The sequence below is a fragment of the Pseudomonas sp. GT1P32 genome (genome assembly GCF_054897805.1).
In genome coordinates, this window is record NZ_CM142704.1 from 2,622,422 (window position 1) to 2,635,493 (window position 13,072).

Genomic DNA, 13,072 nt, shown 5'->3' on the forward strand with positions numbered 1-13,072 from the left:
GCCCCGCAAGCCACAATACGTCGTTATTCGTCGTTCATTTGAAGCAACCAAACTTCTCTCCTCACGCCTAGTCTTGTGGCTTGCGGGGCGCTGCGCGCTTCGTCATTTACTGTGAGCACGCCCTGCCCCCCCATCAATCCATGAAGCCCTGAAGCTTCAACTCAATAGAGCGAGGGTTTTCACCTTCGGCGATCGACAGGATGCCTTCCAGCAACATTTCGCGATAACGCGACTGACGCAATGCAACGGATTTGAGTTTTGCCGCAATCGGCAACAGCACCAGGTTGGCACTGGCCACACCGTAGATAGTGGCGACGAAGGCCACGGCGATGCCGCTGCCCAGTTGCGACGGATCGGCCAGGTTGCCCATGACATGGATCAGGCCCATCACCGCACCGATGATGCCGATGGTCGGCGCGTAACCGCCCATGCTTTCGAAGACTTTGGCGGCTTCGATGTCGCGGCTTTCCTGGGTGTAGAAATCCACTTCCAGAATGCTGCGAATCGCTTCCGGCTCGGCGCCGTCCACCAGCAGTTGCAGGCCTTTGCGCGAGTAGGCGTCGGGTTCGGCGTCGGCGATACCTTCCAGACCGAGCAGACCTTCCTTGCGGGCGGTCAGGCTCCAGTTCACTACGCGGTCAACGCCGCCGGCCAGGTCCACGCGTGGCGGGAACAGGATCCAGCCAACAATCTGCATGGCGCGCTTGAACGCGCTCATCGGCGATTGCAGCAACGCCGCACCGACGGTCCCGCCGAGCACGATCAACGCTGCCGGACCGTTGGCCAGCGCGCCGAGGTGGCCGCCTTCAAGGAAGTTGCCACCGATGATGGCGACGAACGCCATGATGATCCCGATAAGGCTGAGAACGTCCATCAGATGCACGCCTCGACCAGGTGCTTGCCAATGTCGTCGAGGCCGTACACCGCATCGGCGAGTTCGGCTTTGACGATGGCCATCGGCATGCCGTAGATCACGCAGCTGGCTTCATCCTGAGCCCAGATCGAGCTGCCGCCCTGCTTGAGCAGGCGCGCGCCTTCACGACCATCGGCGCCCATGCCGGTCAGTACCACCGCCAGAACTTTGTCACCGTAGGACTTGGCGGCCGAACCGAACGTAATATCCACGCACGGCTTGTAGTTCAGACGTTCGTCGCCCGGCAGGATTTTCACCGCGCCACGGCCGTCGATCATCATTTGCTTGCCACCCGGCGCCAGCAGTGCCAGGCCCGGACGCAGGATGTCGCCATCCTCGGCTTCCTTGACGCTGATGCGGCACAGCTTGTCCAGACGCTCGGCGAACGCCTTGGTAAAGGCGGCCGGCATGTGCTGGATCAACACGATCGGGGCCGGGAAGTTGGCCGGCAACTGGGTCAGAACCCGTTGCAGGGCAACCGGGCCGCCCGTGGACGTACCGATGGCAACCAGTTTGTAGGCTTTGCGTTTCGGCGCTGGCGACGACGGGCTGGCTGCGAATGTGCGAGCCGGGATCGGTGCCGGTGCCGGGCGAGCAGGTGCGCTGCTGCCATAACTGCCGATGCTGGAAGGCGCAGGTGTCGGCGCGGGTGCAGCGACCGGTGCCGGCGCGCTGTAGGCGCTGACACGACGGTTACTGCGCGAGATGCTGAGAATCTTCTCGCACAGCAGTTGCTTGACCTTCTCGGGATTGCGCGAGATGTCTTCGAAATTCTTCGGCAGGAAATCCACCGCGCCAGCATCCAGCGCGTCCAGGGTGACCCGGGCGCCTTCGTGCGTCAGCGAGGAGAACATCAACACCGGGGTCGGGCAGCGCTGCATGATGTGCCGCACTGCCGTGATGCCATCCATCATCGGCATCTCGTAGTCCATGGTGATCACGTCTGGCTTTAGGGCCAGTGCCTGATCGATCGCCTCTTTTCCGTTGGTCGCCGTACCGACGACCTGGATATTCGAATCCGCTGAAAGAATTTCCGAGACGCGGCGGCGGAAAAACCCCGAATCGTCCACCACCAGGACTTTGACTACCATAAACACTCCGTTAGGCGGGGGCGAGGCTTCGTCGCCCCGCTCCCCCAGAATCAAATACGCCGTGCGGCGTAACGCTTGAGCATGCTCGGAACATCGAGAATCAGCGCAATGCGACCGTCACCGGTGATGGTGGCGCCCGACATGCCCGGGGTTCCCTGGAGCATTTTGCCCAATGGCTTGATGACCACTTCTTCCTGGCCGACCAGTTGATCGACAACGAAGCCGATCCGCTGGGTGCCCACCGAAAGGATCACCACATGGCCTTCGCGCTGCTCTTCGTGAGCGGCGGAGCTGACCAGCCAGCGCTTGAGGTAGAACAGTGGCAGCGCCTTGTCCCGCACGATCACCACTTCCTGGCCGTCCACCACGTTGGTGGTCGACAGGTCGAGGTGGAAGATCTCGTTGACGTTCACCAGTGGGAACGCGAACGCCTGGTTGCCGAGCATGACCATCAGCGTCGGCATGATCGCCAGGGTCAACGGGACCTTGATGACGATCTTCGAGCCCTTGCCCTTGGTCGAGTAGATATTGATGGTGCCGTTGAGCTGGGCGATCTTGGTTTTCACCACGTCCATGCCCACGCCACGACCCGACACGTCGGAGATCTCGGTCTTGGTCGAGAAACCCGGTGCGAAGATCAGGTTGAAGCAGTCCGACTCGCTGAGGCGGTCCGCCGCATCCTTGTCCATCAAACCTTTCTTCACCGCGATGCCGCGCAACACGTCGGCGTCCATGCCCTTGCCGTCATCGGAGATGGACAGCAGGATGTGGTCGCCTTCCTGTTCAGCGGACAAAATCACTTTGCCGCTGCGCGGTTTGCCCATCGCTTCGCGATCGGCCGGCTCTTCGATACCGTGGTCGACCGAGTTGCGCACCAAGTGGACCAGCGGGTCGGCCAGGGCCTCGACAAGGTTTTTGTCGAGGTCGGTTTCTTCGCCGACCAACTCCAGGTTGATCTCTTTCTTGAGCTGGCGAGCCAGGTCGCGAACCAGGCGCGGGAAGCGCCCGAAGACTTTCTTGATCGGTTGCATCCGGGTCTTCATGACCGCGGTTTGCAGGTCGGCCGTGACCACGTCGAGGTTCGACACGGCTTTGGACATGGCTTCATCGGCGCTATTGGCACCCAGGCGAACCAGGCGGTTACGCACCAGTACCAACTCGCCGACCATGTTCATGATTTCGTCGAGACGCGCGGTGTCGACCCGCACGGTGGTCTCGGCTTCGCTGGCCGGTTTTTCCGCAGGCGGCGCGGCAGCGGCGCGGGCAGGCGCCGGTGCAGCAGCGGCGGCGGCAGGTTTCGGTGCAGCGGCGGCAGCAGGCTTCGCTGCTTCGGCTTTTGGCTCGGGCGCCTTGGCGACAGGTGCCGGGGCCTTGGCGACGGGCGTTGCTACCGAGGAGGCGGCGGAACCGGTGCCGACTTCAGTGAACTTGCCTTTGCCATGCAATTCGTCGAGCAGCGATTCGAACTCGTGATCCGAGATCAGATCACCGCCAGCCGCTGCTGCGGTTGGCACAGCCGGGGTCGGTACCGAGGCAATGGCCGATTCCAGCGCGTCGACCGCAAAGTTGCCCTTGCCGTGCAGCTGATCGAGCAGTGCTTCGAACTCATCGTCGGTAATGTCGGAACTGTCACCTGGCGCTTTCGGCGCAGCCGGTGCGGCAGGCGCAGCGGGTGTTGCCACCGCGTCGACGGCGAACTGGCCTTTGCCGTGCAACTGATCGAGCAATGACTCGAACTCGGCATCGGTGATTTCATCGCTGGTCGCGGCATCGCCGGCCGGCAGCGGAACAGCGGCCGGGGCCTCAGCCTGAGCCTTGACGGCGTTCAGCGAGTCCAGCAGTTGTTCGAATTCGTTATCGGTGATGTCGCCTGATTCGGCTTCGGCAGCCGGTTCTTCCACCACTTCAGCCACAGGTGCGGCTTGATCGGCGGTTTGCGGCTCGGCCAGACGGGCCAGGGCGGCAAGCAATTCAGGCGTGGCGGCCGTTATCGGGCCGCGCTCGCGGACTTCGCTGAACATGCTGTTCACCGCGTCCAGCGCTTCGAGAACCACGTCCATCAATTCCGAGTCGACGCGACGTTCACCCTTGCGCAGGATGTCAAACACGTTCTCGGCGATGTGACAGCACTCCACCAGCTCGTTGAGCTGGAGGAAGCCGGCGCCCCCTTTTACAGTGTGAAAACCGCGAAAAATTGCATTGAGCAAGTCCGCATCATCCGGTCGGCTTTCAAGCTCGACCAGCTGTTCGGACAGTTGCTCTAGAATCTCGCCGGCCTCAACCAGGAAATCCTGAAGGATCTCTTCATCGGCGCCGAAGCTCATTAAGGGGGTGCTCCTAAGGTCTAAAAACCTAAAAAACCTAAAATGCTAAAACTCTAGAATCCCAGGCTGGATAACAAATCGTCCACATCGTCCTGACCGGACACAACATCTTCTCTTTTATCGGCATGAATCTGCGGACCTTCACCCTGAGAGAGATGTTTTTGCGGATCTTTTTCTGCAAGCATCGCTTCACGGTCATGTTCGATGCCCGCAAAGCGGTCCACCTGACTGGCCATAAGCACGAGCTTGAGCAGGTTGCTTTCAACTTCGGTGACCAATTGGGTCACACGCTTGATCACTTGACCGGTGAGGTCCTGATAATCCTGAGCGAGCAGAATGTCGTTGAGGTTGCTCGACACCGCACGGTTGTCCACGCTGCTGCGTGTCAGGAAACCATCGACACGCCGTGCCAGTTCACGAAACTCCTCAGCCCCGACTTCGCGACGCATGAACCGCCCCCAGTCCGTGCTCAGCGCCTGAGCTTCATCGCTCAGGCTGTTGACCAGCGGCGTGGAGTTTTCGACCAGATCCATGGTGCGGTTGGCTGCGGCCTCTGTCAGCTTGACAACGTAACCCAGACGCTCGGTGGCATCTGTGATCTGGGACACTTCCTCGGCTTGCGGCATGTGCGGGTCAATCTGAAAATTGACGATCGCACTGTGCAGCTCGCGGGTGAGCTTGCCCACTTCCTGATACAGGCCGCGGTCACGGGTCTGGTTGAGCTCATGGATCAGTTGCACAGCGTCGCCGAACTTGCCTTTTTCAAGGCTTTCGACCAGTTCGACCGCGTGTTTTTTCAGGGTCGATTCAAAATCGCCCTGTGAAGATTCGTTTTGGTCCATAGCTTCCCCGTGGCGCAGTTTCTCAACCGATGCGTTCGAAAATCTTCTCGATTTTTTCTTTCAACGCCTGGGCCGTGAAGGGTTTGACCACATAGCCGTTTACGCCGGCCTGGGCCGCTTCAATGATCTGCTCGCGCTTGGCTTCAGCGGTCACCATCAGCACCGGCAGGTGCTTGAGCTTTTCATCGGCGCGCACGTGGCGCAGCAGATCGATACCGGTCATGCCAGGCATGTTCCAGTCTGTTACCAGAAAGTCGATGCTTCCGCTGTTGAGAACCGGAATGGCAGTAATGCCATCGTCGGCCTCGACCGTGTTGGTGAACCCAAGGTCACGCAACAGGTTTTTTATGATCCGCCGCATCGTTGAGAAGTCATCAACGATGAGGATTTTCATGTTCTTGTCCAATTCGACCTCCAAGCAGACTTAAACGCGCCCAGCACCTGGACGCGCCATTTCAATCAATCCGGCAAAGCACTCAATGACTGTCTGGAGCACAACAGATCGAGACCGGTGCAGTTCAACACCACACCAGCCAAGTTCGCAGTGTCCCCACACTGCCTTCAGCGCGCTCGCCACTCCCCCAAACGCCCCCGCAAACGGGCCGCGCACTGGCTGTGTAACTGGCTGACCCGAGATTCGCTGACCCCCAGGACCTCACCGATTTCCTTGAGATTCAACTCTTCGTCGTAGTACAGCGCCAACACCAGTCGCTCACGCTCCGGCAAATTGGCAATCGCGTCCGCCAGCGCTGCCTGGAAGCGTTCATCTTCCAGATCGCGCGACGGCTCGAGATGAGCACTCGCGCCATCCTCATGCAGCCCTTCGTGTTCGCCGTCCTGCAACAGGTCGTCGAAACTGAACAAGCGGCTGCCCAGGGTGTCGTTCAAAATCCCGTAGTAATCGTCGAGACTCAATTGGAGTTCGGCCGCAACTTCGTGATCTTTAGCGTCACGGCCGGTTTTAGCTTCAATCGAGCGAATTGCGTCGCTGACCATGCGGGTATTGCGGTGGACCGAACGTGGCGCCCAGTCCCCTTTGCGCACTTCATCAAGCATGGCGCCGCGGATCCGGATGCCCGCGTACGTCTCGAAACTCGCGCCTTTGCTGGCGTCATATTTGGTGGATACTTCAAGCAGGCCGATCATCCCGGCCTGGATCAGGTCTTCGACCTGGACACTGGCTGGCAGTCGCGCCAGCAGGTGGTAAGCAATGCGTTTGACCAGTGGCGCGTAACGCTCGATCAGCTCGTACTGCGCGTCACGCGCCGACTTCTTGTAGAGGTTGTAACCGCTGGCTGTCATAGCACGGGTCCTGCCGTTTGTTGCACGAGGCGCTCGACGAAAAACTCCAGGTGCCCGCGCGGGTTGGCAGGCAGCGGCCAGGTATCGACTTTTTGTGCGATGGCCTTGAAAGCCAGGGAGCACTTGGAACGAGGGAAGGCTTCATAGACCGCGCGCTGTTTCTGCACAGCCTTGCGCACGCTTTCGTCGTACGGCACCGCACCGACGTATTGTAAGGCGACGTCGAGGAAGCGGTCCGTGACCTTGGTCAACTTGGCGAACAGGTTGCGGCCTTCCTGCGGGCTCTGGGCCATGTTGGCCAGGACGCGGAAGCGGTTCATGCCGTAGTCGCGGTTGAGCAGTTTGATCAGGGCGTAGGCATCCGTGATCGAAGTCGGCTCGTCGCAGACCACCAGCAAGACTTCTTGCGCGGCGCGAACAAAACTGACTACCGAGTCACCAATACCCGCAGCGGTGTCGATCACGAGCACGTCGAGGTTGTCGCCGATATCGCTGAACGCCTGGATCAGGCCGGCATGCTGGGCCGGACTCAGATGAACCATGCTTTGAGTGCCGGACGCGGCCGGGACGATGCGGATGCCGCCTGGCCCCTGCAACAACACGTCGCGCAGCTCACAGCGGCCTTCGATGACGTCGGCCAGGGTACGTTTGGGTGTCAGTCCCAGCAGGACGTCGACATTCGCCAGCCCCAGATCGGCGTCCAGCAGCATGACGCGCCGGCCGAGCTCAGCTAGAGCCAGGGACAAGTTCACTGACACGTTAGTCTTCCCGACGCCACCTTTGCCGCCGGTCACCGCGATCACCTGTACGGGATGCATGCTGCCCATGTTATTTCTTTACCTTGTCTTGCATAGACGGAGGCCACATTACTGGCTGCGCGTTCATCAACTGAACAATGCATGGCAGACCATCGATGTAGGTACAAAAACTGTTCATTAATACCTCAGCCAACCTGCTTGGTCGGGCTGTGATAAATATCAGCGAACATGTCAGCCATGGCTTCTTCGCTGGGTTCTTCCTGCATTTGCACGCTGACGGCGCGACTGACCAACTGATGACGACGCGGCAGATGCAGATCATCCGGAATACGCGGTCCATCAGTCAGGTAAGCCACCGGCAATTCATGACTGATCGCCAGGCTCAACACCTCGCCCAGGCTTGCCGTCTCATCCAGTTTAGTCAGGATGCAGCCAGCGAGCCCGCAGCGCTTGTAACTGTGATAAGCGGCGGTTAGAACCTGTTTCTGGCTGGTGGTTGCCAGAACCAGATAATTTTTTGATTTGATGCCGCGACCGGCCAGGCTTTCGAGCTGCATGCGCAATGCCGGATCGCTGGCCTGAAGGCCCGCGGTATCGATCAGCACCACGCGCTTGCGCAACAATGGATCCAGCGCCTGCACCAGGGACTGGCCCGGATCGACGTGCGTCACCGACACATTGAGGATCCGGCCGAGGGTCTTGAGTTGCTCCTGAGCACCGATGCGGTAGCTGTCCATGCTCACCAGCGCGATGTTCTGCGCGCCGTACTTGAGCACGTAACGGGCCGCGAGCTTGGCCAGGGTGGTGGTCTTGCCCATGCCGGCGGGGCCGACCATGGCAATCACGCCGCCTTCTTCCAGTGGCTCGACTTCCGGTGTGGCGATCATCCGCGCCAGGTGCGCCAGCAACATGCGCCAGGCCTGACGAGGCTCATCAATGTCGGTAATCAGTTCCAGCAGATCGCGGGACAACGGACCGGACAAACCGATGCGTTGCAAGCGGCGCCAAAGGTTGGCCTGGGCCGGGCGGCTGCCTTGCAACTGATTCCAGGCCAGCGAACCGAGTTGTACTTCCATCAGTTCGCGCAGGCTGTTGAGTTCGAAACGCATCGAGTCGAAGGCACGCGGATCAACACCGGTCGAGGCAGGCGCGGGGGCCGGTGCCGGACGACGAGGTTCAGCGTAGGTCGGCTCGATCAGCGGCTCGGCGGCGGTCAACGGCAGGCCGGCGAACAACTGGCGATTGGTGGACTTGTCGCTCTCGCCATCGCTGCGCAGGCTCAGTTCGGCCTGGGCGGTGACGATCCGCGACTGGGTCTTGCGCAGCTCATCCTCGAGTTCCATGTTCGGAACACGCGGGGCCAGCGCCGACAGTTTGTAATCCAGAGCGGCCGTCAGCTCGACACCACCGGCGATCCGGCGGTTGCCAATGATGGCGGCATCAGCGCCCAGCTCATCACGAACCAGCTTCATGGCCTGACGCATATCGGCGGCGAAAAAACGCTTAACTTGCATAAACCACTACCTCAGCCGTTGGGCCCTACTGTCGCAACGATGGTCACTTGCTTGTTGTCAGGGATTTCCTGGTAAGCCAACACATGCAAACCCGGGACTGCCAGTCGGCCGAATCGCGACAGCATCGCGCGAACCGGGCCGGCCACCAGCAGAATCACCGGCTGACCTTGCATTTCCTGACGCTGCGCCGCATCGATCAACGAGCGTTGCAGTTTTTCAGCCATGCTTGGCTCCAGCAGAACGCCCTCTTCCGAGCCTTGTCCTGCCTTCTGAAGACTATTGAGCAATATTTGTTCCAACCTTGGCTCCAGAGTGATAACTGGCAGCTCCGACTCAGTCCCCACAATGCTTTGGACGATTGCACGAGATACGCCGACGCGGACGGCGGCCACCAGCGCGGCAGTATCTTGACTCTTGGCGGCATTGTTCGCGATCGCCTCGGCGATGCTGCGAATGTCCCGTACGGGCACCTGTTCGGCCAGCAACGCCTGGAGCACCTTGAGTAGCTGCGACAACGAAACCACGCCCGGCACCAGCTCTTCCGCCAGTTTTGGCGAGCTTTTGGCCAGCAATTGCATGAGTTGCTGCACTTCTTCGTGGCCAATCAGCTCACTGGAGTGCTTGTACAGAATCTGGTTCAAATGGGTTGCCACTACCGTACTGGCATCGACCACGGTGTAACCGAGGGATTGTGCCTGCGCACGCTGGCTGACTTCGATCCAGACCGCCTCCAGCCCGAAAGCCGGATCTTTGGCGGTAATACCGTTGAGCGAACCGTAGACCTGACCGGGGTTGATCGCCAGTTCGCGGTCCGGATAAATCTCCGCTTCGGCCAGGATCACCCCCATCAGAGTGAGGCGATAGGCGCTCGGCGCAAGGTCGAGGTTGTCACGGATATGCACAGTCGGCATCAGGAAGCCCAGATCCTGGGACAGCTTTTTACGCACACCCTTGATCCGCGCCAGCAGCTGACCACCCTGATTGCGGTCCACCAGCGGAATCAGACGATAGCCGACTTCCAGGCCAATCATGTCGATCGGCGTCACATCGTCCCAGCCAAGCTCCTTGGTTTCCTGAGCGCGAGCCGGCGATGGCAGCAATTCCTGCTGACGCTTGACCTCTTGCAAGGCCTGAACCTTGACGACGTTCTGTTTCTTCCAGAACAGGTACGCGCCACCGGCCGCCAGGGCCGCCATGCTCAGAAAGGAAAAGTGCGGCATGCCGGGCACAAGCCCCATGACCGCCATCAGACCGGCCGCCACCGCCAGCGCCTTGGGCGAGGCGAACATCTGGCGATTGATCTGTTTGCCCATGTCTTCCGAACCGGAAGCACGGGTCACCATGATCGCTGCAGCTGTAGATAACAACAGTGATGGCAATTGCGCCACCAAACCGTCACCGATGGTCAGCAACGCGTAAACCCTGCCCGCATCGCCGAAGGTCATACCGTGCTGGAAGATACCGACCGCCATGCCGCCGATCAGGTTGATGAACAGAATCAGCAAACCGGCGATGGCGTCGCCGCGCACGAACTTGCTGGCACCGTCCATGGAACCGTAGAACTCGGCTTCCTGGGCCACTTCCATCCGGCGCAGCTTGGCCTGGTTCTGATCGATCAGGCCGGCGTTCAAATCGGCGTCGATCGCCATTTGTTTGCCGGGCATCGCATCGAGGGTGAAACGTGCGCTCACCTCGGAAATCCGCCCGGCACCCTTGGTCACCACGACGAAGTTGATGATCATCAAAATCGCGAAGACCACGATACCGACCACGTAGTTACCGCCGATCACCACCTCACCGAACGCCTGGATCACCTTACCGGCGGCGGCGTGGCCGTCCTGCCCGTGAAGCATCACCACCCGCGTGGAGGCCACGTTCAGCGCCAGTCGCAACAACGTCGCCACCAGCAGAATGGTCGGGAACACCGCGAAATCCAGCGGCCGCAACGCGTAGACGCAGACCAGCAGCACGACGATCGACAGCGCGATGTTGAACGTGAAGAACACGTCCAGCAGGAACGGCGGCACCGGCAGCATCATCATGGCCAGCATGACCAGCAGCAACAACGGCACGCCCAGATTGCCCCGACTTAAGTCGGCAACGTTTGTGCGGGCACTGTTGAGTAACTGAGAGCGATCCACCGGTTTTCCCCGTTCCTTTAAAGCAAACTTTTGACGCCTGAAGCAGACGCAGGGCGGCTACTGCAAGAAGCCTTCCAACTTTTGCCGAGCGCTTGGAACAGAGGGGTTTATCAGGGGGATTTGTGCTGTTCGGGCTGCCGCCTTCGCGGGCAAGCCTTGCTCCTACAGGACGGATGGCACAGGTGTTTTTGTGGACGACGCAAAACCTGTAGGAGCGAGGCTTGCCCGCGAAGGCGTCGGCACGACTAGCGCAAAACTCAGGAATCGCGACGCAGATCCGGTGGAATCGGCAAGTCATCCTTGAGCGGATCCGGCCGCTTGCCCTTGCCCGCGCGGTGCTGTCGGATCTGGTAGACGTAGGCCAATACCTGAGCGACGGCCAGATAGAGCCCACCAGGAATTTCCTGCTCCAGCTCCGTGGAGTAATAGATCGAACGCGCCAGGGCCGGCGACTCCAGCAGCAGTACTTCGTTGGCCACGGCGATTTCGCGGATTTTCAGGGCCAGGAAATCACTGCCCTTGGCAATCAGCACAGGCGCCGCGCCCTTGTCCGGGTCGTATTTGAGCGCCACGGCATAGTGAGTCGGGTTGGTAATGACCACATCGGCCTCGGGGATGGCCGCCATCATCCGGCGCTGGGACATCTCGCGCTGCAACTGGCGAATGCGCTGCTTGACCTCCGGCCTCCCCTCCTGATCCTTGTGCTCGTCGCGCACTTCCTGCTTGGTCATCAGCAGTTTCTTGTGGCTTTCCCAGAGCTGCACCGGAACGTCGACGGCAGCGATGATGATCAAGCCGCACGCCATCCACAGGGTGCTCCAGCCGACCACTTGCAGGCTGTGAATGATCGCCATTTCCAACGGCTCGTGCGCAATGCGCATCAGGTCGTCGATGTCGGAATTCAACACCGCCAGCGCGACGAACAGCACAATGAAAAACTTCGCCAGGGCCTTGAGCAGCTCCACCAGCGCCTTGGCCGAGAACATCCGCTTCAGCCCCGCGCCGGGGTTCATGCGACTGAATTTCGGCGCCATCGAGCCCGCCGCGAACAGCCAGCCTCCGAGGGAAATCGGGCCGAGAAATGCCGCCAGCAGCAAGGTGATCATCACCGGCTGAATCGCCAACAGGGCAATCTGCCCCGAGTGCAGGAGGAAGGTGCCCATGCTGCGCTGATCCAGAATCACTTCCCGCGACAGCGTGAAGTTCATGCGCATCAGTTCCATCATGTCCTGCGCCAAAGCCCCGCCGAAAATCAGCAGCGCACTGGCACCGGCAAGCATGATCGCCAAGGTGTTGAGCTCTTTGGAGCGCGCAATCTCGCCCTTGTCCCTGGAGTCCTTTTTACGTTTCTCCGTGGGGTCTTCTGTTTTGTCCTGACCGCTTTCGCTCTCAGCCATGACTCAGCGCGCCCGTGCCAGTTCGCGCAACCACTGCAAGGCCTCGGTAGCCAGCGGTTGGTACTGATTGATGATGTCCGCCAGCCCGACCCAGACAATGAACAGCCCGAGCACCAGGGTCAGCGGGAAGCCGATGGAAAAGATGTTCAGCTGCGGCGCGGCGCGGGTCATCACGCCAAACGCGATGTTGACCACCAGCAGCGCCGTGATCGCCGGCAGCACCAGCAACAATGCCGCACCCAGCACCCAACCAAGCTTGCCGGCCAGGTCCCAGTATTGGGAAACCATCAAGCCGCTACCGACCGGCAACGTGGTGAAACTTTCAGTGAGAATTTCGAAGACCACCAAGTGGCCATTCATGGCCAGGAACAACAGCGTCACCAGCATGGTGAAGAACTGCCCGATCACCGCCACCGACACGCCGTTGGTGGGGTCGACCATCGACGCGAAGCCCATGCCCATCTGAATCGAAACGATCTGCCCGGCGACCACAAAGGCCTGGAAGAATAGTTGCAGGGCGAACCCCATCACCGCGCCGATGAGGATCTGCTCGGCAATCAGCAGCAGCCCGCTCAAGTCCAGCGCATTGACCGGCGGCATCGGCGGTAACCCGGGAGCAATCACGACCGTGATCGCGAGGGCGAAATACAGACGCACTCGCTGGGGCACCAAGGTCGTACCGAAAACCGGCATGACCATCAGCAACCCACCGATGCGAAACAGGGGCAACAAGAACGTCGCCACCCAGGTGCTGATCTGGGTATCGGTCAGTTGCAACAGTGACGACATG

11 protein-coding genes are annotated in these 13,072 nt (G+C 60.3%); all 11 read right to left on the reverse strand.

Annotated features, from left to right (window positions below; translation table 11 throughout):
* Positions 1–133: 133 nt before the first annotated feature.
* Positions 134–874 (reverse strand): flagellar motor protein, encoded by a 741-nt coding sequence (locus tag ACYZUC_RS12020; protein WP_008024616.1) that lies wholly within the window; start codon positions 872–874, stop codon positions 134–136.
* Entirely contained in the window at positions 874–2,004 is a 1,131-nt protein-coding gene (locus ACYZUC_RS12025) for a protein-glutamate methylesterase/protein-glutamine glutaminase (RefSeq protein WP_008024614.1), read from the reverse strand. The genes ACYZUC_RS12020 and ACYZUC_RS12025 overlap by 1 nt, the downstream gene beginning before the upstream one ends.
* 50 nt (positions 2,005–2,054) lie before the next feature.
* On the reverse strand, positions 2,055–4,328 hold the full coding sequence (locus ACYZUC_RS12030; protein WP_461995910.1) for a chemotaxis protein CheA: 2,274 nt from the start codon (positions 4,326–4,328) through the stop codon (positions 2,055–2,057).
* A gap of 53 nt (positions 4,329–4,381) precedes the next feature.
* Entirely contained in the window at positions 4,382–5,170 is a 789-nt protein-coding gene (locus ACYZUC_RS12035; protein ID WP_461995912.1) for a protein phosphatase CheZ, read from the reverse strand.
* A 22-nt stretch (positions 5,171–5,192) separates the two neighbouring features.
* Positions 5,193–5,564 (reverse strand): chemotaxis response regulator CheY, encoded by a 372-nt coding sequence (locus ACYZUC_RS12040; protein WP_008006721.1) that lies wholly within the window; start codon positions 5,562–5,564, stop codon positions 5,193–5,195.
* A 167-nt stretch (positions 5,565–5,731) separates the two neighbouring features.
* Positions 5,732–6,472 (reverse strand): RNA polymerase sigma factor FliA, encoded by a 741-nt coding sequence (gene fliA / locus ACYZUC_RS12045; RefSeq protein ID WP_007894214.1) that lies wholly within the window; start codon positions 6,470–6,472, stop codon positions 5,732–5,734.
* On the reverse strand, positions 6,469–7,299 hold the full coding sequence (gene fleN, locus ACYZUC_RS12050) for a flagellar synthesis regulator FleN (RefSeq protein ID WP_008001746.1): 831 nt from the start codon (positions 7,297–7,299) through the stop codon (positions 6,469–6,471). The genes fliA and fleN overlap by 4 nt, the downstream gene beginning before the upstream one ends.
* Before the next feature lie 116 nt (positions 7,300–7,415).
* Positions 7,416–8,744, reverse strand: a complete 1,329-nt coding sequence (gene flhF / locus ACYZUC_RS12055; RefSeq protein ID WP_192419623.1) for a flagellar biosynthesis protein FlhF — start codon at positions 8,742–8,744, stop codon at positions 7,416–7,418.
* Between the two features lie 11 nt (positions 8,745–8,755).
* Positions 8,756–10,885, reverse strand: coding sequence for a flagellar biosynthesis protein FlhA (gene flhA / locus ACYZUC_RS12060; RefSeq protein ID WP_461995915.1), 2,130 nt, complete (start codon positions 10,883–10,885; stop codon positions 8,756–8,758).
* A gap of 257 nt (positions 10,886–11,142) precedes the next feature.
* The gene (gene flhB / locus ACYZUC_RS12065) at positions 11,143–12,282 is read right to left on the reverse strand and encodes a flagellar biosynthesis protein FlhB (protein WP_461995916.1); all 1,140 of its coding nucleotides are present in this window, start codon (positions 12,280–12,282) and stop codon (positions 11,143–11,145) included.
* A 3-nt stretch (positions 12,283–12,285) separates the two neighbouring features.
* Positions 12,286–13,071, reverse strand: a complete 786-nt coding sequence (gene fliR, locus ACYZUC_RS12070; protein ID WP_461995918.1) for a flagellar biosynthetic protein FliR — start codon at positions 13,069–13,071, stop codon at positions 12,286–12,288.
* Position 13,072 lies beyond the last annotated feature (1 nt).

Excerpts from the sequence above, each read along its gene's own strand:
- ACYZUC_RS12020 (WP_008024616.1), bottom strand. The coding sequence starts at position 874 with ATGGACGTTCTCAGCCTTATCGGGATCATCATGGCGTTCGTCGCCATC.
- fliA (WP_007894214.1), bottom strand. The coding sequence starts at position 6,472 with ATGACAGCCAGCGGTTACAACCTCTACAAGAAGTCGGCGCGTGACGCG.
- flhF (WP_192419623.1), bottom strand. The coding sequence starts at position 8,744 with ATGCAAGTTAAGCGTTTTTTCGCCGCCGATATGCGTCAGGCCATGAAG.
- ACYZUC_RS12035 (WP_461995912.1), bottom strand. The coding sequence starts at position 5,170 with ATGGACCAAAACGAATCTTCACAGGGCGATTTTGAATCGACCCTGAAA.
- ACYZUC_RS12040 (WP_008006721.1), bottom strand. The coding sequence starts at position 5,564 with ATGAAAATCCTCATCGTTGATGACTTCTCAACGATGCGGCGGATCATA.
- ACYZUC_RS12030 (WP_461995910.1), bottom strand. The coding sequence starts at position 4,328 with ATGAGCTTCGGCGCCGATGAAGAGATCCTTCAGGATTTCCTGGTTGAG.
- flhB (WP_461995916.1), bottom strand. The coding sequence starts at position 12,282 with ATGGCTGAGAGCGAAAGCGGTCAGGACAAAACAGAAGACCCCACGGAG.
- ACYZUC_RS12025 (WP_008024614.1), bottom strand. The coding sequence starts at position 2,004 with ATGGTAGTCAAAGTCCTGGTGGTGGACGATTCGGGGTTTTTCCGCCGC.
- fliR (WP_461995918.1), bottom strand. The coding sequence starts at position 13,071 with ATGTCGTCACTGTTGCAACTGACCGATACCCAGATCAGCACCTGGGTG.
- fleN (WP_008001746.1), bottom strand. The coding sequence starts at position 7,299 with ATGGGCAGCATGCATCCCGTACAGGTGATCGCGGTGACCGGCGGCAAA.